We start from the raw sequence: 17,743 nt of genomic DNA, 5'->3' as shown, positions 1-17,743 counted from the left end.
TATAAAACGAATTATAAGCCATTTACATATCCCATCGGGAGAACATTATGGGGCTGTTTGGTCTAGGTAAAAAGCCTGGTCTAGGCATCGATATCGGAACAGATGCGATCAAAGCTATAGAAATTGTATCACAAGGAGACACGTACGAGATCGTCCGTGTTGCCGAGACGCAATTAGCTAAGAACCTCATCACCGACGATGAAATTACTGACATCGAAAAACTTTCCAAAGCGCTGAAGCAAACGAAAAAAAGCTTGAGTGCTCGCGCGATTGACGTGGTCGGCGCCGTCTCTGGCAGCCAGGCCATCTCAAAGCAGCTAGCCATGTCCCTTGATCTTGATGACGAAGCGATCGCAGAGAAAATCGAAACTGAAGCTGAAGCGTTAATTCCCTTCCCCTTAGCTGAAGTCCGCTATGATTTTGAAAGCCTTGGCGAGCATCCAACCATGCCCGGACAGCAGCGGGTCATCGTTACCGCCACCCGTACCGTCAGTGTCGATACCCGCGTGCAAGCCATGGAAGAAGCCGGCTTCAAAGTTCGCATCATGGATGTCGACAACCAGGCGATATTACGTGCTTGCGACCATGTCATGCCGCATATGCATCCAGACCTTTATGACAACAAGTTACCCCTGTTGGTTCTCGATATCAGCAGTGCCGCTGTGCAAACCATTGTCATTGGCCATGGCGAAGTGATGTTTACCCGTTATCAAAGTGGCGGTCTGAACCAGTTGTTTAAAGCGTTAGAAACAGAAGACAACGCTGACCACGGGGAAATCTTTGCCAAGCTCAGAGCAGAAGAAACAGAAGACATTTCGCCCCTTATTCTACAGGACTTCCTTGGTAATCTTTGGGCGCAAATCAGTCGTGGCATGCAAATCTATCGCAGTAACGCGACAAAAAAAGACTTCGCTGGTGTGTTGTTAATTAACCGTGGCGCAATGGTACCTTTGGTCGTCGATCACATTCGTGATCAGGTCAAGTACCCTGTGGTGAGTCTCAACCCGTTTGAGCATTTCACACTGCCCGATAAATACCAACACTTACAATCCCACGGTCCACGTTTCGTTGAAGCGCTAGGACTGGCGTTACGGAGCTTTACACCATGGCACACGTAAACCTGCTCCCCTGGCGCGAGATTGCGCGCCAACGCGCAAAACAAAGATTCGGTATCCATGCCTTTATTGCGCTATTGATCGCGGCAGCGCTGGTCTTTATTGCCTACAAAGTTATTCAGGATTTTCAGCAGCAACAAATTGAGCGCAATCAGTTTCTCACGTCGCAGATCACGATCTTAGATGCTCAGATCGCTGAAATTCAGGAAATTAACAAAAAGAAAGACCAGATCGTCAATCGCATGGAGTTGATTCAGTCCCTGCATCAGGATCGCAACACCGCCATTCATATGCTCAACGAGCTTTCCAAGCGTACTCCTGATGGCGTTCACATCGTCAGTGTCGAGAAACGCGGCGATCGCATGAGCCTGCGCGGTCGGAGTGTTTCCAATAACCGCGTATCAGAGTTCCTCAGAGCCATTACCGAATCGAGCGTCTTCAACAATCCTGAGCTTCGCGAAATTTCCTCTGACGTCGAAGAGACTGAAGGTCCGACGCGTTACAGCGCTTTCTCGCTGAGCGTGACTGTTGCCAGACCCCAGACTATAGCGCCTGGCACAACGGAGGGTGGATCATGAATTTACGTGAACTCGACATAAATGAAATGCCTTTTTGGCCCGCGCCCTTCCGCTTTGGCGCCCTGGTCCTGCTGATTATTATCTGTTTAGGTCTCGCCTACCATTTCCTGCTATCTGACGAGTGGAATCGCTACAAGCAAGAGCAAGCACGTGAAACTCAGCTTAAACAAGATTATCAAGTGAAGTACCGGACTGCCGTGAACCTGCCCGTATATCGCAGTCAACTGGCGCAGCTCAATGAAGATTTAGAAGTTTTACTCGACATGCTGCCTAACGATGATGAAACTGCGCGTTTACTCGATGATATTACCCTGGTGGGCACCCGTAGCGGTCTCGACTTCGACCGCATCGAGTGGCTTGATGCCCAACCGCGTGAATTCTATACCGCACTGCCAATGCGTATTGACTTGCAGGGTGAGTACCATCAGATCGGCGAGTTCGTCGGCCAGATTGCTGGATTGCATCGTATTATCAGCGTCAAAGACTTTACCCTGCAACGCTCAGACTTAACTGACGATTTACAGCTGAATGTCACTGCTGAAACCTATCGGCAACAAACCTTGAGGGCGCAACCATGATCAAGCGCTTCAGCTTTGTCCTTACCTCAGCGTTGCTTCTTACTGCCTGCAGTCAGGGTGGCCATCAGGATCTTGTCGCCTATACTGAACAAGTCCGCAGCAGCTCTGTGCCAAATGCCGAGCCTTTACCCGAGATGCCCGAGTTACAACGTATTGATTATAACGGCCGTACGTTTCGCAATCCGTTTGAGCCAGCACCTCTTAATGCTCCTTCGGTAGGCGAAAATACGAAGGGTTGTCCACAACCGAACCTTGAACGTGAGCGAGAGGAGCTCGAGTCACTGGGACTTGACCAGTTTACTTTAGTTGGCACCATGCGCACCAACAGTGAAGGTCAGGTCGCGCTTGTGAGTACCAACCAGGGACGCCTCTATCGTGTTGCGATGGGCGATTATATGGGTCTTAATCTGGGGCAGATTACTGAAATCACCTCGGACTACATAATGATAGCTGAATGGGTTCCAGCCGGTGATGGTTGTTGGCAACGACGCGACACCGCACTGCGCTTACCGGGTTCACAAGGGAGTTCTGATCTATGACGTACGTTATCCGTTTCATGATGCTCATCATGCTGCTGCCAGCTGCGGTTGGCGCCAACGAGCTAGTACGTATCGAACAAATTCCATTAGCGAATGACCGCTTCAATCTTGAAGTGCACTTCGCTGATGCGGTTAAGGCACCTGTTGTTCGACGCAGTGAGAACCCGTTGGTACACGAATTTCTTTTGCTCGGCACAGCCAATGAGCTGTCCTCCGGCATTCAGAATTTAGCAGACCACCCACTACTTGAAAATGTGCAGTTGGAACAGCTGCGCGAAGATACTTTGTTACGAGTTACCACGACCGAGCCGCTCGACCATTTGTTGAGCCGTTACGAAAGCGTGATGGTGCTCGTGTTTGTCGAGTCTGACGAGCCGGGAGATGCCGGACAGACTGCCGCGGTCACCACCACAGAGCCCGAGCAGATGGCTGCCGAACCTGAGCCCGTTGCTGCCACCGAGCCGGCGCCCGAACGTCGAGCCGCGCCGCAAGAGCCAGCCAAGGTTGTTACCTCCGCGGCAGCTCCGAATCTGGATGAACCCAGCGTCACTGATATCAACTTTACCCGGTTACCTGACGATGTTGCCCTATTGCGTTTGCAACTGACTGACCAGAGCATTGAACATGAGGCGCGTGTGCGGGGTAACCGTCTCGAGCTAACCCTGTATGACACAGAAATCAGCGATGATTTACTTTATGTGCTCGACGTCAGCCAGTTCGCGACTCCAATCGCGCATATCGAAACCTTCCGTGAGGGCGACGATGCCGTGATTACCATCACCGGTAAAGACGATTTCCGCCATCAGCTGGAACAGATCGACGACTCACTGAATCTGAAATTCAGCAAACCTATTGAGGTGGTTGAGAATGATGGTTCGCAACGTCCAATATCACTGAATTTCCAGAATGTTCCGGTGCGCCAGTTACTGCAAATACTTGCCAACGAGAATGATCTTAACCTGGTGGCCAGCGAGTCGGTGACCGGTAATATCACCTTACGGCTGGAAAATGTGCCCTGGCAGCGCGCCTTGAATACCATTTTGCGGGTGAAAGGCCTATCCAGTCGCATGGACAGCAATATCCTTATCGTTGCACCGGCGGATGAGCTTGCCGAGCGTGAAGCGCAAGAATTAGAAGCGCGTCAGCGTCTGTCGCAACTGGCTCCGCTGGAAAGCACCTACATCCAGATTAACTACGCTAAAGCGGCCGACATCGCAGCAATTCTGCGTACCGAAAGTTCTGACTTATTGTCTGAGCGCGGTGCCGTCACTGTTGATGAGCGTACCAATACCTTGCTCGTTCGTGATACACCACGCCAGATCGAAGAAGTTGAAGACATGGTCGAAGTGCTTGATGTCGCGGTGAAGCAGGTCGTTATCGAAGCACGCATGGTCACGGTGCGCGATAATATCAGCGATGAGCTGGGTATAAACTGGGGTATCACCAACCCTAGCATGGGTGGCCCTGACTTCTTCGGTTCCGGTACAGAAAACAGCGGTGACTTTAACGTCAATCTGCCGGTGTCGAATCCTGCTGCTACTATCGGCTTCCAGGTCGCCAAACTTGCGGATGGTCGCTTGTTAGACCTTGAGCTGTCGGCACTGGAACGTGAGAACAAAGGTGAAGTTATCGCCAGTCCACGCATTACCACCGCCAACCAGAAGAAAGCCTATATCGAACAGGGTACAGAAATCCCCTATGTCGAAAGTGCATCATCGGGCGCGACTTCGGTACAGTTTAAGAAAGCGGTGTTAGGTCTTGAGGTGACACCACAAATCACCCCGGATAACCGCGTCATCATGGATCTGGTCATCACCCAGAATACTCGTGGTGAAACAGTTTCCACCCCTACGGGTCCGGCGGTTTCCATTGATACCCAGGAAATCGGTACTCAGGTGCTGGTTGAAAATGGCGAAACCATTGTGCTCGGTGGTATCTACCAGCAACAAATCCTGAACGACATTACCAAGGTACCGATACTGGGCGATATTCCGTACGTAGGCGTGTTATTCCGCAACGATAGCCAGATCCACGAAAAACGTGAACTGCTTATCTTTGTCACGCCAAGAATTGTAATGACGAAGCCGTAATCCTTGCTTAAATGGCTGTGACTTGCGATAATCCCGCCTCTTTTGGATTGGGTAAAGGAAGGTCAGACAGACACTCCGGATTCCGTGAGTCACAGCTATTAAACGAGTGATGTAAAGCAAAGATATGGCTGAAAAACGTAACATTTTCTTGGTAGGCCCCATGGGGGCTGGTAAAAGCACGATTGGCCGGCAACTCGCTCGGCAACTTCACCTTGAATTCTTCGACTCTGATTCTGAAATCGAGCGCCGCACTGGTGCCGATATCGCGTGGGTCTTCGAACTGGAAGGTGAGGAAGGTTTTCGCGCGCGCGAAGAGAAGGTTATCGAAGAGTTAACTGAAGCAACCGGTATTGTCTTAGCCACCGGCGGCGGCTCGATCCTTAGTAAAGAAAGCCGTAATCGACTTTCCGCACGCGGTATTGTTGTGTACTTGCAAACGCCGATCGAAAAGCAGCTCGCTCGCACCCAGCGCGACAAGCGCCGTCCTCTGATCGCTGAGGCGGAAGACCCGCGAGCGGTGCTCGAAGGACTGGCTTCCGAGCGCGACCCTCTGTACGAAGAAATCGCTGATGTAGTGGTGCGTACTGACGAACAAAGCGCTAAATTTGTCGTTGATAAAATTATTGAACAAGTGGGGTTATAGCCCCAGCAACGGAGCAACGCATGCAAGTCGACTCTCAGGCCTTGATTCATCGTATCGACGTCGGACTTGCTGAACGCAGCTACCCTATTCATATCGGTCGGCAACTTTTCTCAGAGTTGCCGACGCTCCTGACATCGCTTCCAACGCAACTTTGTATTATTACCAATCCCACGATTGCCGCGCATTATCTGCCAGCGTTGCGAGCCGCACTGCCTGATGACGCGACGGTGCTGGTGCACGAGATTGCGGACGGTGAGCATGCAAAAAGTCTCAGCAGCTACGGTGACGTCATGGATACCCTTATTGCCGCCAGTTTCAACCGTGATTGCGCCATTCTGGCACTTGGCGGCGGTGTCGTAGGCGATCTCGCTGGCTTTGTCGCCGCCACTTATCAACGTGGTGTCCATTTCTACCAGTTGCCTACGACATTACTGGCTCAGGTCGATTCTTCCGTGGGTGGTAAAACCGCGATCAACCACCCGGGCGGCAAAAACCTCGTAGGTGCCTTCTATCAGCCCCAGGCCGTTGTGATCAGCACCGACTGCCTCAACACCCTGAGCGAACGGGACTATGCCTGTGGGCTTGCTGAGGTTGTCAAATACGGGATCATCTACGATGCTGACTTCTTTGCCTGGCTCGAGGACAATGTAGCCGGCCTCAATGCACGGGAGCCGGAAGCGCTGGCCCATGCCATTCGGCGCTCCTGTGAAATTAAGGCTGAGATCGTCGCCGCAGACGAGCGCGAACAAGGCTTGCGGGCGCTGCTTAATCTGGGACATACCTTTGGCCATGCTATTGAAGCTGAATATTACAACAGCTGGCACCATGGTGAAGCGGTTGCCGCAGGTACCGTTATCGCCGCCCACTACATGCTGCAGCAGGGCGAGCTGGCCGCTGTTGATTACCAACGCATCGAAGCTTTATTGCAGGCATTTCACCTGCCCGTGCGCGCCCCACACCTAAGCGAGTTGCAGTGGCAACAACGTATGCAACGTGATAAAAAAGTACAGGCAGGACGGTTACGTTTTATTCTGCCGACCGCCATTGGCCGCGCCGAGCTGCGCACTGTCACCGATTGGTCGGGCGTTTGGCAGGCGATTAGCGCCGTCACCGAAACTCGTTAAGCTTGGACCAACAGTCGTGAATAAGAAAAATCGAGCCTTTCTCAAATGGGCGGGCGGTAAATACAATCTGATTGAGCCTATTACCGCTTTATTGCCGGACGGGAACAAGTTGGTCGAGCCGTTTGTGGGTGCTGGATCGGTATTTCTGAATACCGACTATCCAAATTATGTGCTCAATGACGTCAATCCGGATTTAATCGCGCTGTTTAAAACCATCAAACGCCGGCCGCAGACTTTCATCCATGATGCCCGCAAGCTGTTTCACGCCAACACCAATAATGATGAGGCGTATTACGCCCTGCGGCGTGAATTTAACGCCACCACAGACCCGTACCGCCGTTCGTTGCTGTTTCTCTATCTGAACCGGCATGGCTACAACGGCCTCTGCCGCTACAATCGCTCCGGGCAGTTCAATGTGCCGTTCGGCAGCTATCGTAAGCCGTACTTCCCCGAGCCCGAAATCGAGTTCTTTGCCAGTAAAGCACAGCGCGCGGTATTCACCTGCATGAGCTTTGAAAAGGTGTTTCGCCGCGCCCGCAAAGGCGATGTCATTTATTGCGATCCACCTTACGCACCGCTCACCGCGACCGCCAACTTTACCGCCTATGCAACGGCCGGATTTAGTTTGGACCAGCAGCATGAGCTGGCGCGACGTGCAGCTAATGCGGCGCACAAAAGGGGAATACCCGTGCTGATCAGCAATCATGATACCGAGCTCACCCGTTTACTCTATGCCGATGCCGACTTAAAAAGCCTGCAGGTAGCGCGCTTTATCAGTCCAAAAGCCGATGGCCGCACTAAAGTCGCCGAATTGCTGGCGCTCTACAGTTCTAAACCGCGAGCGGCTAACGTTATTCCGCTGACACAAGCAAAACGCAAGGTAGCACCATGAGCCAACAGCTAACCTGGATAACAAAATCCTTCGCCGAACTTAGCACCCGGGAACTCTATCAGTTGCTGCAACTGCGTCAGGAGGTGTTTGTGGTGGAGCAAACCTGCCCTTACCTGGATGCCGATGGCCTGGATGACCAGGCCACCCATCTTTATGCCCTCGACGCAGAAGGTGAGATGGTTGCCTACGCGCGCTTATTTGCAGCTAGTGACTCGGTCCCCTACACACGTATTGGCCGGGTCATCAGCGCCGGCAACGTGCGTCGTCAGGGGCTGGGCCGGGAACTGATGCGCCGCGCGATTGAGTGGTGCCGTCAGCAGCATCCGCAGGCACCGATCCGGCTTGGCGCGCAGGTCTATCTGCGAGCGTTTTATCAGAGTTTTAAATTTCGTGAAATCGGCGACGATTACCTGGAAGATGGCATTCCTCACGTTGATATGGAACGCGCACCATGAGCGCAGGCGAGACCTTTTCTCTGCGCAGCACGCCAGCAGGACTAGGACTGGTCTGGCACGAGCAAGAGCAAATGAAACCGCTGGTGATAGACTTCCTGGCCGGCAGACAGGCACATCGCGCACAGCAGGCGACCACCAGAGACGAAGCCATTGGTCGTGCCTGTGGCCTTGTTAAGCATCCGCACAGCAGTATCATAGATGCGACCGCCGGCTTGGGTCGCGATGCCTGGGTGCTGGTGAATCTTGGCGCCACCGTAACCATGCTCGAGCGCCAGCCAGAGGTTTACGCACTGTTACAGGACGCTCTTGCGCGCCTCTATGCACAGCAGCCCGAGTATCGCGAGCGCTTTTTCCTGGCCGACTACGCGTCACTGAATGAAGCTGCGACCGGCAGTGCAGATGTGGTTTACCTGGATCCCATGTATCCAAAGGGCGACCGTAAACAAAAAGCGGCAGTCAAAAAGGACATGCAAATGTTTCAACAGCTGGTGGGTAGCGACAGCGATGCCGATCAGTTACTGGCGCCCGCCCGCCGCGTGGCGCGCCGCAGAGTGGTGGTCAAACGTCCCCAGCACGCAGCTTTTCTGGCCCAGACAAAACCAGACCTGCAGGTGGTGAGTAAAAAACACCGCTTTGATGTTTATTTGAATCCAACGCCACCGAACGATGCGTTGGCCGCTGGTACCTCATCATGACTCAGAAGTATGATGCGATCATCATTGGCGCCGGCGCAGCTGGTTTGCACTGTGCCTGGCAGGCGGCCGCCCGGGGCTTGCGCGTGTTACTGCTCGATCACGCCAAGCAAGCCGGTAAAAAAATCCTGATCTCCGGTGGCGGTCGTTGTAACTTCACCAACTTGTATGCAAGTCCGGAGAATTACCTGTCGGAAAACCCGCACTTTTGTAAGTCCGCGCTGAGTCGTTACACCCAGTGGGACTTTATCGGTCTAGTGGAAAAACATGGTATCGCCTATCACGAAAAAACGCTCGGCCAGCTGTTTTGTGATGACTCGGCAAAAGCCATTGTCCGCATGTTGCTGGACGAATGTGATAATCACGGTGCCAGAGTACAACTGCGCACTGAGATCACTTCGGTCGATTATCAGGATGAGCTTTACCTGGTGAGCACCTCGCAGGGCAACTATCTGGCCCCGCAACTCGTGGTGGCCTGCGGTGGCCTGTCGATGCCTAAACTTGGCGCGACGCCATTTGGCTATCAGCTGGCCGAGCAGTTTGGTCATCGCATACTTCCCGTACGCGCCGGACTGGTACCATTTACCCTGCACGAACGCGATAAAGACGCCTACAGCGAGCTGTCCGGTTTAGCTCTGGATGTTACCGCGGAAAATGCGCGCGCTAGCTTTAAAGAGGCGATGCTGTTCACTCATCGTGGTCTGAGCGGTCCGGCAATGCTGCAGATCTCGTCGTACTGGTGGCCTGGCGAAAGCTTTAGCGTCGATTTGCTGCCCCAGCTTGATAGTCTTGCTGAGCTGCAGCGACTTCGCAGCGAGCGCCCTAAACTCGGCCTTCGCAGTGTCCTGCAACAATGGTTTCCAAAACGCTTCGCGCAGACCGTCGCCGAGCAACATCAGTGGCCGGATAAAAACCTGGCGGACTGCAGTAACGCGATGCTTGAGTCGGTGGCAAACACCCTCCATGCCTGGCCGGTTAAACCCAACGGCACAGAGGGCTATCGTACCGCCGAGGTCACCTTAGGTGGTGTTGATACCGATCAGCTCAGCTCAAAAACCATGGCCAGTAAGCAGCAGCCCGGTTTGTTTTTTATCGGCGAAGTTGTTGATGTCACGGGTTGGTTAGGCGGCTATAATTTTCAGTGGGCCTGGGCCAGCGCCTACGCCTGTGCCGAGGCACTCACACCGCAATAAGAGGAGTATGGATGGGACATCATCACGATCATGACCACGCAAAGGACATGCCCTCATCGCGGCTAGGCTGGGCCTTTTTCCTCAATTTTGGCTTCACCATTATCGAATTTATTGGTGGCGTTCTGACCAACAGTACCGCGATCCTCGCGGATGCAGTACATGATCTGGGCGATACTCTGTCTCTGGGCCTGGCCTGGCTGCTGAACAAATTCGGAAATAAGCAACCCACCCATCAGTTTACCTATGGCTACCAGCGTCTGAATCTGGTCGGTGCGCTGATTAATGCGATGGTGCTCATTGCTGGTTCGGCCTGGGTGTTGGTCACTGCCGTCCCGCGTTTGTGGGACCCACAGATGCCTATGGCAGACGGTATGATTGCACTTGCAGTACTGGGCATTGCGGTAAACGGCTTTGCCGCCTATAAGCTCTCCAAGGGCAAAACCCTTAACGAGCGGGTCATTAACTGGCATTTGCTCGAAGATGTCTTAGGTTGGGTGGCCGTACTGATCGTTGGTGTGGCATTGTTATTTGTCGACTGGCCGATTCTCGACCCGCTGCTATCCATCGCTTTCACTTTGTTTATTCTGATCAATGTCGCCCGTAATTTGTGGGCCACGCTGCGTCTATTCGTGCAGGCGACGCCGGATCAGGAAACCTACCGCAACGTCGCCGAAACACTGCAGGCGCTGCCGGAAGTCGCCGATGTCCATCACCTGCATTTCTGGTCTCTCGATGGTGAGTCACATGTACTGACCGCACACCTGGTCTTAGCGCGCAATCTCAGCGCCGAAGAGAGCGGTGAGCTCAAGCAGCAGATCGACGAAGCATTACTGAAATATGAGCTCAGTCATACCACTATTGAACTCGAACACCCCGACGAAGTCTGCCGCGATAGTCCGTAAGACTTCTGGATAAAGTTGTAATAATTTTCCAGATTGTTACTCTGAATCGTACTGTTACCTATGCTTGCAAGCAGGAAAACGCATTATGGTTAAGTTTGTTCAGCCACCCAAGCTGAAGACCTCGCAGGGTGACATTCGGCGTGTGGGCTTTGAACTTGAATTTTCTGGTATCGATGTTGCGACCAGTGCCGAAGCCGTCGCTCATGCGCTTGGCGGCTCTCCCTATGCCAAAAGCTCAGCACAATGGCAGGTTGAGGGGCCTTTGGGAGATTTCAAAATCGAGATCGACTGGAATTTTCTGCACCGGCTGGCCGCGGAGAAAGGAACAGAGGCCAATACCGACGCCCTTCTCGACTCCCTAAGTCAGGCCGCAGGGTTGGTGGTGCCAGTAGAAGTTGTCTGCCCACCCATTGCTTGCGACCAACTCGATCAACTTGACGAGCTGATTGTGGCGTTGCGCAAAAGAGGAGCCAAAGGCACAGACGAATCGATGATAGCGGCCTATGGTACGCACATTAATCCTGAACTACCGGACACGGACAGCGAAACCATCTGCCGTTACATGCAGGCTTATGCCCTGTTACAGTGGTGGTTGGTCGAACAACACCATGTGAATACCACGCGCAAGTTGAGCCCGTTTATCGATCTTTACCCTGAGGCCTATGTGCGTGAATTGCTGAATTACGAGTCGGTCACCATCAATCATCTTATCGATCATTATATTGACGCCAACCCGACGCGTAACCGCGCCCTCGATATGTTGCCGCTGTTCAGCCACCTCGACGACGAACGGGTCAGAGCGCAAATCGAGGATGACAAAATAAACGCCCGCCCGACGCTGCACTACCGCTTACCTAATTGCCGCATCGATGATGCCGACTGGACTTTAGCTCGAGAGTGGAATCTCTGGTGCAACGTAGAACGGCTGGCTAATCGCCCGCAGGCGCTCGCTGAACTCGCCGCGGATTTTCTGGATGCTGATCGACCTATGCTCGGCGTCGCCCGCCAACCCTGGATTAAACACGTAGACCAATGGCTGACAGAAAACCTCGCATCGGAGTAACCGGTGCCGGAAAAAAATGGTCCCCCTCGTGGTGGACAACTCGTTTCGCGCTCTGGCTCTGCGGGGCAGAAGTCGAGCGCATCAGTGTCCGCCACCGTCCTTCGGGGTTGCCGTTACATGGCATCGTCATCGGCGGTGGCAGTGATATTTCACCGGAACACTACGGCGGAACCCTCAGCGGTAAGGTAAAGCATGACCCTGATCGCGATGACCTGGAAATACGATGGATCAAAAAAGCACTGCGCGATGATATTCCCATGCTCGGGATTTGCCGCGGTGCCCAACTGATCAACGTCGTCCATAAGGGGAACTTGTTCGATGACATTCGCGACCGTCGCAAACATACTTATAACCGCCCGGGCCTATTGCCCACCAAGCAAGCCTTTGTTCGCGGCGATAGCGATTTGGCCAGCATAGTCAAAAAGCGTAAGCTGCGGGTCAACAGTCTGCACCATCAGGCGGTTCATGATGTGGGTAACGACCTGCGTATCGTCGCTCATGACCTTGACGAGATCCCACAAGCCATCGAGAGCACCGGTCATCATCCCATCGTTGGCGTACAGTGGCATCCTGAATACTTATTTTATGTGCCCAGTCAGTTGCGTCTGTTCCGCTGGCTGGTGAACAAAGCGAAAGAACTACGCGGGCGCGGTTAACAACTCATCGAGCTCAGGCAAGGAGCGTACCGTGTAATGCGGCGGAGTTGCTAAGGGATAAGCTACGCCGTGGGTATTCAGCCAGCACGAATGCAAACCGCTTTGCTGGGCACCGAGCACGTCAGAGTGCGGATTATCGCCAGTCATTAGCACCCGTTCCCGGTCACGTTGCCCCATCAAATCGAGCGCATGACTGAAGATGTTGGGATCAGGCTTCGCCGTGCCCACCTGTTCCGAGATCACCACCAAATCGACCAGATCACGCAGCCCCGTCTGCGCTAGTCGCGCTTCTTGCAGTGCGGTAAAACCGTTGGTGACGATGCCAATTTTAGCCGACTGCCGCACCTTTTTAAGCAACTCTCTGGCCCCTTCAAGCGGCTGGCAAATCATCGCCATGGCGTCTAAGAACCCTGAGTTGAGCTCGTCCGCGTCAACCTCGAGCTCTGCCGCCCAGCGCTCAAACCGGCGCCGCTGCAGTGTTGCAGCGTCAATTTCCCCGTCCTGATACTGCTGCCATAACGGCTTATTTACCGCCTGATAATCACGGTAATGCTCGCTGGTAAATTCGACCCCGTACCCCTGGAAAAGTTGTTGCAGCCCCGCGTGGGCGTCGAACGAGAACAAGGTCTCATCGGCATCAAACAATAGCCAGTCGTAGCTTTGTAATTTACTAGGCATCAATTACCTGGTCCTTATCAAAGATTCCACCAAAGGGTCGCCAGACCCAACAGAACAAAAACTGCCGCGGCAACATAACGCATCGTATCTAGCGGCACTCTGCGCATAAGTTTACCGCCGAGCAACACCACAGGGACATTTGCGATCAGCATACCTAAGGTGGTGCCCAGAGTCACCCAGACCACGCTAGCATACTGGGCGCCCAGAACTACAGTGGCGATCTGGGTTTTATCCCCAATCTCAGCCAGAAAGAAAAGCACAAAGGTGGCGCATAGCGCACCGTAACAGGAGCAACGGGTTTCTTCGTCTGCCAGTTTGTCGGGCACTAACACCCACAAGCCAATAGCGATGAAGCTGATAGCAATAACGATGCCAGCATAATCAGCGGGCAACCAGGATACGGACCACTGGCCAAACCATGCAGAAACGAAGTGATTAATAAGGGTAGCAGCGATGATGCCGATGATAATCGGCCATTTTTGTCGGTAGCGGGCGACCAGGACTAAACTTAGTAATTGGGTTTTATCACCAATCTCTGCCAGTGCCACCGTTAGTGTCGAGGTAAGGAAAGCTTCCATGATGTACTCCGGCGGGCCAATTTCACTAAGGCAAACAGCAACCCCCGCCATGTTAGCGGTTGCTCTTTACCTTAGGTCTTGCCAGTTCCGGTGGCCCGGAACGAATACACCATGAGCCAATGCGGGCTCAATTATGTTGACGCACTCACTGTTTACCTGCAGTGCTGCAGGTAAAAGTCGACTACTCCCCTAAGACGGCCGCCATTTTAACTAACCGATACGCACTTACGCAAACTTTTCGTTTTGAAATATGAAAAATCCGAATGCTTTTACTAAGCTTATTGTGAATAAACTTCGAATGGCAACAAAAGGATCTGTTTATGACTTTGAAGCAATTGCTATTGATAAGTACAGTCGCCTCGCTCGCTGCCTGCTCAAGCCAGCCTGACTACCGGGCTGCTGAAGATGGTGGCTACGGGTACACGGAAACCCAACTCACCGACACTCAGTACAAGGTGAAGTTTAAAGCGCGAGGCACCGATAAAGGTGCGGCAAACAACTATGCATTGCTGCGCGCAGCAGAAGTCACCTTGCAGAACGATTACGACTGGTTTGTTATTACCCATCGTGAGACCGAAGTCGATAAAGAGACCGTGCATAACGCAGATTTCGCATATCCTATGTCAGGCGACATGGTCACGTACTGTAATGCGATTCGCTGTGAGACTCGCTACTATCCACGCACGGCCTACACAGCCGGGATTCATGTCGGTGGCCGAACCGACAGCGACATCGTCGTAACGCTCGATATTAAAATGGGTAACGGCGAGCAACCGGATACCAATTACAGCTACGATGCTTCTGAGGTGGTGACGAACCTGCAACCGAAAAAATCAGACAGCTAGTTCTGTTACCGAAGGTAATTTGTCGAAGGGCGCCAAAGTTCTGCTTTGCGCGCCCTTTTTCTTAGCAAGCACTGAGCTACCCCTAAAGAGGAAATATACCCCTACTCCCTAGTGATGCGTTCAATTTTTAACTAACTGACGTATACTGTGAAACCTCACGCGTCGTTGACGCAAATCAAGTCCTGGTGGTGGAAACGATGACCTCTCACATTCATTGTCAAAATTGCAGTATGGCGACACTTTGTTTGCCGTATCAACTCAGTCCCGAGCAAACAGAAAAGCTGGATACGGTGATTCAACGGCACCGCCCGCTGCAGAAACGGAACATCCTGATCAACAGCGGTGAACCGTTAAAGTTCCTGTACGCGGTCCGCTCCGGTTCATTAAAGTCCTACACCCTGGACAGTCAGGGCAGTGAACAAATCATTGATTTCCATTTGCCCGGTGACCTGATCGGCTTTGACGGTCTTATCGACGGTCAACACCGCAGTTACACTCAAGCTCTGGAAACCACCATGCTGTGTGAGATTCCGATTCAATCGCTGGATCAGCTGTCGGCGGAGCTGCCGGGGCTACGTAAACAGCTGCTGCGGGTAATGAGCGGCGAACTGCACGCCAGCAAGACCTTGCTAGGAACCTTAAACCACCACACTGCGCAGCAGCGTCTGGCGAATTTTCTTGTGACATTGTCATCTCGCTTTCAGCAACGCGGACTCTCCAGTCGTGAATTCCGTCTGAGCATGACCCGGGCTGATATTGGTAATTATTTAGGCTTGTCCGTAGAGACCATCAGTCGAATTCTGACCCAACTGCAAAATGACGGTGTGGTCGCAGTGCAAAACAAACTGGTGGCCATCACCGAACCAGAGCGCCTTCGCGCCCTGGCGTCTTAACGAACCCGGTTACTGGCAAGAGCCGCAGCAAAAATCTGTGCCATGCTGCGGCGCTGCCTGAGGTTCGCGAAACAGCACTTCGTTTTCCAACGCAATGTGTTGCTGCAGATCGGCAATCAACTCCTGAGTTCCCTCATACAGCATGATCCAGCTGCCGCAAGCGCCCCGTGGTGTCATGCCCAGGTTAGTCAGTTGTGACAGCTTACCGAGCATGACATCGTGCTCACCGTGTTCTTCTTCCATGACGGCAATAGGTCCGCTGGGATAAATCCCGCCAGCTAACATGGGAAACAGGATTTGCTCTTCTTTCATCATGTGGCTTTCCAGTTCATTACTCATCTCAGTGAGTAAGTCCGCCAACCCCGTTGGGCACTGCGGGTGGTCGTTGTGGACATCTTCAATCTTACGCGCCAACTGGATCAGCTCAGGAAGCTGCCGCCGGTGTTTTTCATGGAAATTCGCAAGTATGTGTTGAATCAATTCCTGGGTTGGCGCTGAACGCCATTGGTCGATAAGTTGCTGGTGCATAGTGGCTTCCTCATGCAAATGAATAATGGTATTTCACTTAATGAGTGCAATTTAAATGCCAGATCTACCCACTCTGATTTATATAGACTTTTAATCAGCGATGGTAAATTAAACCCATTCTTGAGCGGGTCTTTCCCGCCTAATTGGGTTGATTTCACCATGCATGAAACGTCGTTACTTGAGACCTTAGTCGCCGACCTGGTCACTGAATTACCCGCCGTGGTACGTCTGCAAAAGCTCGTTACCACGCTGCGTCGTCATTTTCATTGCGGTGCCGTAGTCCTGTTGCAACAAGATCAGCAGGTTTTGCGTCCTATCGCCAGCATCGGGCTGGTGCGCGAAGCTTTGGGCCGTAGATTTATTACCGAGCAACATCCACGGCTGACCGCTATCCTGGCAGCCCGGGATACCGTCCGCTTTGAGCCCGACAGTCAGCTTTCTGACCCTTATGACGGTCTGATTGAGGACAGTCCTGATGGCCATCTTGCCGTGCACGATTGCATGGGCATTGCCTTGTACGTGGAAGGGAAGTGCTGGGGCGCGCTGACACTGGATGCCCTGCAACCGGGAACCTTTGATGCCGACGCCATGCGCGAGCTGCAACGTGCCAGTTTGCTGGTCGAAGCTGCCATTCGCATGGGCCAGATTGAACAAAGTATCCGCGCCCTGCGCAGTAGCCGGCGCGATGGCGAAACTGCGTTGCAGAATGAAGCCAGTACGGGCTCGGAGATCATCGGCCACAGCACGGCATTGCAGCAAGTTTTACAAGAGCTGAAAGTGGTGGCGAGTGCTGATCTACCGGTTTTGCTGCTGGGTGAAACCGGCGTTGGTAAAGAGTTGTTTGCACGGCAACTGCACCGCTGGTCCAGCCGCAGTAAACAACCTCTGGTCTACGTCAATTGTGCGGCGTTACCTGAATCGCTGGCCGAAAGTGAATTGTTTGGGCATACCCGCGGCGCCTTTTCCGGAGCGGCCACCGAGCGCGCTGGTAAGTTCGATAGCGCTGACGGCGGAACCTTATTTCTGGACGAAGTCGGTGAGTTACCTGCGGCGATCCAGGCGAAGTTGCTAAGGGCTTTGCAGAATGGCGAGATCCAGCGCCTTGGCAGCGATACCGCGCATAAAGTCGATGTTCGCATCGTTGCAGCAACCAACAGGGATTTACAGCAACAGGTAAAAAGCGGCGACTTCCGCGCGGATCTGTACCATCGTTTGAGCGTATACCCACTGCCCATCCCGCCGTTGCGTGAGCGGCGCGAGGATATTCCGCTGCTGGTGGGTCACTTTCTTGAGCTCAACCGGGCGCGACTTGGGTTGCGGGCGTTGCGCTTAAGTTCTGCGGCGGAACATGCCCTGGTCCAGTACCAATGGCCGGGCAACGTACGGGAGCTCGAGCACACGGTCAGTCGCGCGGCCATCAAGGCCTTAAGCCAGGGGGCAGAGCGGACTGATATTGTCAGTATCGCTCCGGAGCTTCTGGATTTGCCGAACGCACCCACCGCCAGCTATCAAGTCGATAGTGAAACCCTAACCACCACCAGCTTAAACCTGCGCGATGCTGTACAACAGTTGCAGACGCAGCTGATAGAGCGCGCGTTAAAACAAGCGGACTATAAATGGACGCAGGCCGCACGTATACTAGAGGTCGATCCAAGTAATTTACATAAACTCGCACAGCGACTGGGTTTGAAATAGTTCAGG

20 protein-coding genes and 1 riboswitch are annotated in these 17,743 nt (G+C 53.1%); of the genes, 17 read left to right on the top strand and 3 right to left on the bottom strand.

The window, feature by feature from the left end:
* Window positions 1–47: 47 nt before the first annotated feature.
* The 14 genes from pilM (at window position 48) to J6J28_RS12045 (ending at window position 12,520) form a co-directional block, all read left to right on the top strand.
* Window positions 48–1,118, top strand: a complete 1,071-nt coding sequence (gene pilM / locus J6J28_RS12110; protein ID WP_301722089.1) for a type IV pilus biogenesis protein PilM — start codon at window positions 48–50, stop codon at window positions 1,116–1,118.
* Window positions 1,106–1,693 carry a PilN domain-containing protein gene (locus J6J28_RS12105; RefSeq protein WP_301722088.1) on the top strand — a complete coding sequence of 196 codons (588 nt, stop codon included), beginning with the start codon at window positions 1,106–1,108 and terminating at the stop codon, window positions 1,691–1,693. The genes pilM and J6J28_RS12105 overlap by 13 nt, the downstream gene beginning before the upstream one ends.
* The gene (locus tag J6J28_RS12100) at window positions 1,690–2,271 is read left to right on the top strand and encodes a type IV pilus inner membrane component PilO (protein ID WP_301722087.1); all 582 of its coding nucleotides are present in this window, start codon (window positions 1,690–1,692) and stop codon (window positions 2,269–2,271) included. Before J6J28_RS12105 ends, J6J28_RS12100 begins: the two co-directional genes overlap by 4 nt.
* Entirely contained in the window at window positions 2,268–2,810 is a 543-nt protein-coding gene (locus J6J28_RS12095) for a pilus assembly protein PilP (protein WP_301722085.1), read from the top strand. Before J6J28_RS12100 ends, J6J28_RS12095 begins: the two co-directional genes overlap by 4 nt.
* On the top strand, window positions 2,807–4,900 hold the full coding sequence (locus J6J28_RS12090) for a type IV pilus secretin PilQ (protein WP_301722084.1): 2,094 nt from the start codon (window positions 2,807–2,809) through the stop codon (window positions 4,898–4,900). The genes J6J28_RS12095 and J6J28_RS12090 overlap by 4 nt, the downstream gene beginning before the upstream one ends.
* Window positions 4,901–5,024: 124 nt before the next feature.
* Complete coding sequence (gene aroK, locus J6J28_RS12085; protein WP_301722083.1) at window positions 5,025–5,543, top strand: shikimate kinase AroK; 519 nt, start codon at window positions 5,025–5,027, stop codon at window positions 5,541–5,543.
* Window positions 5,544–5,563: 20 nt separating this feature from the next.
* The gene (gene aroB, locus J6J28_RS12080; protein WP_418055188.1) at window positions 5,564–6,667 is read left to right on the top strand and encodes a 3-dehydroquinate synthase; all 1,104 of its coding nucleotides are present in this window, start codon (window positions 5,564–5,566) and stop codon (window positions 6,665–6,667) included.
* A gap of 16 nt (window positions 6,668–6,683) precedes the next feature.
* Window positions 6,684–7,559, top strand: a complete 876-nt coding sequence (locus tag J6J28_RS12075; RefSeq protein WP_301722082.1) for a Dam family site-specific DNA-(adenine-N6)-methyltransferase — start codon at window positions 6,684–6,686, stop codon at window positions 7,557–7,559.
* Window positions 7,556–8,014, top strand: coding sequence for a GNAT family N-acetyltransferase (locus J6J28_RS12070; RefSeq protein ID WP_301722080.1), 459 nt, complete (start codon window positions 7,556–7,558; stop codon window positions 8,012–8,014). Before J6J28_RS12075 ends, J6J28_RS12070 begins: the two co-directional genes overlap by 4 nt.
* Complete coding sequence (locus tag J6J28_RS12065) at window positions 8,011–8,709, top strand: class I SAM-dependent methyltransferase (RefSeq protein ID WP_301722079.1); 699 nt, start codon at window positions 8,011–8,013, stop codon at window positions 8,707–8,709. The genes J6J28_RS12070 and J6J28_RS12065 overlap by 4 nt, the downstream gene beginning before the upstream one ends.
* Window positions 8,706–9,899, top strand: a complete 1,194-nt coding sequence (locus J6J28_RS12060; RefSeq protein ID WP_301722077.1) for a BaiN/RdsA family NAD(P)/FAD-dependent oxidoreductase — start codon at window positions 8,706–8,708, stop codon at window positions 9,897–9,899. Before J6J28_RS12065 ends, J6J28_RS12060 begins: the two co-directional genes overlap by 4 nt.
* An 11-nt stretch (window positions 9,900–9,910) precedes the next feature.
* Window positions 9,911–10,801, top strand: a complete 891-nt coding sequence (locus J6J28_RS12055) for a cation diffusion facilitator family transporter (RefSeq protein ID WP_301722075.1) — start codon at window positions 9,911–9,913, stop codon at window positions 10,799–10,801.
* Between the two features lie 85 nt (window positions 10,802–10,886).
* Window positions 10,887–11,864: an amidoligase family protein gene (locus tag J6J28_RS12050; RefSeq protein ID WP_301722073.1), complete on the top strand. Its 978-nt coding sequence runs from the start codon at window positions 10,887–10,889 to the stop codon at window positions 11,862–11,864.
* Complete coding sequence (locus tag J6J28_RS12045; protein ID WP_301722071.1) at window positions 11,834–12,520, top strand: gamma-glutamyl-gamma-aminobutyrate hydrolase family protein; 687 nt, start codon at window positions 11,834–11,836, stop codon at window positions 12,518–12,520. Before J6J28_RS12050 ends, J6J28_RS12045 begins: the two co-directional genes overlap by 31 nt.
* Here J6J28_RS12045 and yjjG read toward each other — a convergent pair.
* Entirely contained in the window at window positions 12,503–13,198 is a 696-nt protein-coding gene (yjjG, locus tag J6J28_RS12040) for a pyrimidine 5'-nucleotidase (protein ID WP_301722069.1), read from the bottom strand. The genes J6J28_RS12045 and yjjG overlap by 18 nt on opposite strands.
* 17 nt (window positions 13,199–13,215) lie before the next feature.
* Window positions 13,216–13,776, bottom strand: a complete 561-nt coding sequence (locus J6J28_RS12035) for a TMEM165/GDT1 family protein (RefSeq protein WP_301722067.1) — start codon at window positions 13,774–13,776, stop codon at window positions 13,216–13,218.
* A 5-nt stretch (window positions 13,777–13,781) separates the two neighbouring features.
* A riboswitch (yybP-ykoY riboswitch) is annotated at window positions 13,782–13,978 on the bottom strand.
* Window positions 13,979–14,096: 118 nt separating this feature from the next.
* Here J6J28_RS12035 and J6J28_RS12030 point away from each other — a divergent pair.
* Complete coding sequence (locus tag J6J28_RS12030; RefSeq protein ID WP_301722066.1) at window positions 14,097–14,621, top strand: CC0125/CC1285 family lipoprotein; 525 nt, start codon at window positions 14,097–14,099, stop codon at window positions 14,619–14,621.
* 197 nt (window positions 14,622–14,818) lie between these two features.
* Complete coding sequence (fnr, locus tag J6J28_RS12025; RefSeq protein ID WP_301722064.1) at window positions 14,819–15,514, top strand: fumarate/nitrate reduction transcriptional regulator Fnr; 696 nt, start codon at window positions 14,819–14,821, stop codon at window positions 15,512–15,514.
* A gap of 9 nt (window positions 15,515–15,523) precedes the next feature.
* On the opposite strand, the gene J6J28_RS12020 is transcribed toward fnr, so the two are convergent.
* Complete coding sequence (locus tag J6J28_RS12020) at window positions 15,524–16,042, bottom strand: hemerythrin domain-containing protein (protein WP_301722063.1); 519 nt, start codon at window positions 16,040–16,042, stop codon at window positions 15,524–15,526.
* 159 nt (window positions 16,043–16,201) lie between these two features.
* Here J6J28_RS12020 and norR point away from each other — a divergent pair, with 159 nt between their 5' ends.
* Entirely contained in the window at window positions 16,202–17,737 is a 1,536-nt protein-coding gene (gene norR, locus J6J28_RS12015) for a nitric oxide reductase transcriptional regulator NorR (protein WP_301722061.1), read from the top strand.
* Window positions 17,738–17,743: the final 6 nt, after the last annotated feature.

This window comes from Pseudidiomarina terrestris, assembly GCF_030466375.1.
GTDB classification, from domain to species: domain Bacteria; phylum Pseudomonadota; class Gammaproteobacteria; order Enterobacterales; family Alteromonadaceae; genus Pseudidiomarina; species Pseudidiomarina terrestris.
The sequence above is the reverse complement of the archived record's forward strand: the minus strand, read 5'-3'. Positions and strand labels throughout refer to the sequence as shown.

Coding starts and splice junctions, on each gene's coding strand:
- J6J28_RS12045 (WP_301722071.1), top strand. CDS start 11,834: ATGGCTGACAGAAAACCTCGCATCGGAGTAACCGGTGCCGGAAAAAAA.
- pilM (WP_301722089.1), top strand. CDS start 48: ATGGGGCTGTTTGGTCTAGGTAAAAAGCCTGGTCTAGGCATCGATATC.
- J6J28_RS12095 (WP_301722085.1), top strand. CDS start 2,268: ATGATCAAGCGCTTCAGCTTTGTCCTTACCTCAGCGTTGCTTCTTACT.
- J6J28_RS12060 (WP_301722077.1), top strand. CDS start 8,706: ATGACTCAGAAGTATGATGCGATCATCATTGGCGCCGGCGCAGCTGGT.
- J6J28_RS12100 (WP_301722087.1), top strand. CDS start 1,690: ATGAATTTACGTGAACTCGACATAAATGAAATGCCTTTTTGGCCCGCG.
- J6J28_RS12030 (WP_301722066.1), top strand. CDS start 14,097: ATGACTTTGAAGCAATTGCTATTGATAAGTACAGTCGCCTCGCTCGCT.
- J6J28_RS12020 (WP_301722063.1), bottom strand. CDS start 16,042: ATGCACCAGCAACTTATCGACCAATGGCGTTCAGCGCCAACCCAGGAA.
- norR (WP_301722061.1), top strand. CDS start 16,202: ATGCATGAAACGTCGTTACTTGAGACCTTAGTCGCCGACCTGGTCACT.
- aroB (WP_418055188.1), top strand. CDS start 5,564: ATGCAAGTCGACTCTCAGGCCTTGATTCATCGTATCGACGTCGGACTT.
- J6J28_RS12105 (WP_301722088.1), top strand. CDS start 1,106: ATGGCACACGTAAACCTGCTCCCCTGGCGCGAGATTGCGCGCCAACGC.
- J6J28_RS12070 (WP_301722080.1), top strand. CDS start 7,556: ATGAGCCAACAGCTAACCTGGATAACAAAATCCTTCGCCGAACTTAGC.
- J6J28_RS12065 (WP_301722079.1), top strand. CDS start 8,011: ATGAGCGCAGGCGAGACCTTTTCTCTGCGCAGCACGCCAGCAGGACTA.
- J6J28_RS12035 (WP_301722067.1), bottom strand. CDS start 13,776: ATGGAAGCTTTCCTTACCTCGACACTAACGGTGGCACTGGCAGAGATT.
- yjjG (WP_301722069.1), bottom strand. CDS start 13,198: ATGCCTAGTAAATTACAAAGCTACGACTGGCTATTGTTTGATGCCGAT.
- J6J28_RS12050 (WP_301722073.1), top strand. CDS start 10,887: ATGGTTAAGTTTGTTCAGCCACCCAAGCTGAAGACCTCGCAGGGTGAC.
- J6J28_RS12090 (WP_301722084.1), top strand. CDS start 2,807: ATGACGTACGTTATCCGTTTCATGATGCTCATCATGCTGCTGCCAGCT.
- aroK (WP_301722083.1), top strand. CDS start 5,025: ATGGCTGAAAAACGTAACATTTTCTTGGTAGGCCCCATGGGGGCTGGT.
- fnr (WP_301722064.1), top strand. CDS start 14,819: ATGACCTCTCACATTCATTGTCAAAATTGCAGTATGGCGACACTTTGT.
- J6J28_RS12055 (WP_301722075.1), top strand. CDS start 9,911: ATGGGACATCATCACGATCATGACCACGCAAAGGACATGCCCTCATCG.